The organism is Lactobacillus ultunensis DSM 16047 (assembly GCF_001436305.1).
GTDB classification, from domain to species: Bacteria; Bacillota; Bacilli; order Lactobacillales; family Lactobacillaceae; genus Lactobacillus; species Lactobacillus ultunensis.
The window spans coordinates 1-1,115 of record NZ_AZFO01000075.1; the positions used below are offsets into that span (position 1 = coordinate 1).

Genomic DNA, 1,115 nt, shown 5'->3' on the forward strand with positions numbered 1-1,115 from the left:
AAATTAGATCTAATTTCTTGAGTAAAAGGGCTTTACTGCTATATTTAGGGGGTATTTAGAAATGAAAGTTATCTTTGGCATTGATGTAAGCAAAAGCACATCAACTGTTTGTGAATTAATCAATGATAGTAAATCTATTACAACAATTACTAACGACCGAGCTGGGTTCCTAGAATTGCTCAATGATCTGAAAGCTTTCACTCAACACCCACAAATCATTTTTGAAGCTACTGGCGTGTATTCTAAGAGACTACAGACTTTCTTAGACGATTATGGCTATGAATATGTAGTCTTAAACCCGTTAAAAGCAAAGAAAGAGATGAATCTGGGACTTAGACATAATAAAACAGATACGACCGATGCGTATCACCTAGCCTTAATTCAAAAGCTTTATCACCATCCAGTTAATCAATTGCAAGCTGAGCAATACTGTCAATTAAATGCCCTAAGTCGTTTTTATGATCAATTGACTAGCGACATTGTGATGGCAAAGAATCGACTTCATAAGATTTTACAGTTTACCTTTCCAGAACTTGAAAGCTTATTTAGCGCAGCTAAAGGATTCAATTATTGGTCAATTGTCAAGATGTATCCTCACTGTGAACTGGTAAATGGCTCTACTAATCTTGAAATCTATAATAAGTTGATTGAGTTACCGGGATTTCAAGATAAAAAAGCTAAGAAATTCACCTTAAATCTAATCAGTTCTGCTAGAAGAGCATATCCAGCAGCTTCTTGCAATAGTGTTGAATCTAGTGAAGCAAAATACTATGCTCAACGTCTAATTGACCTAAATAAGAAAAGAAAAAACTTGATTGCTCAGATGGTAAAGATAGCTGAAGACTTACCCAATCGTGACTTGGAGATCTTAGAAAGCATTCCCGGCTTTGCACAAGTAACTGCAGTTAGAGTCTTAGGAGAACTAGGAGATTTGCGCAGATTCAGTAGTCCTAACAAAATCAATGCTTTTATTGGAATTGATCCAGGACGTTATCAATCTGGTGAAATAGATGCTAGTTTAAGCATTACTAAACATGGTAATGCCGTAGCACGTAAGATTCTATATCGGGCTATCGGTCAAATTGATAATGCCTCAAAGACCCATCCTTGTCATA

The 1,115-nt window shown here is 36.0% G+C and carries 1 protein-coding gene; it reads left to right on the forward strand.

From position 1 onward, the window contains the following. Positions 1-61: 61 nt before the first annotated feature. On the forward strand, positions 62-1,115 hold a 1,054-nt coding region (locus tag FC57_RS10360; protein WP_056990034.1), incomplete at its 3' end, for an IS110 family RNA-guided transposase.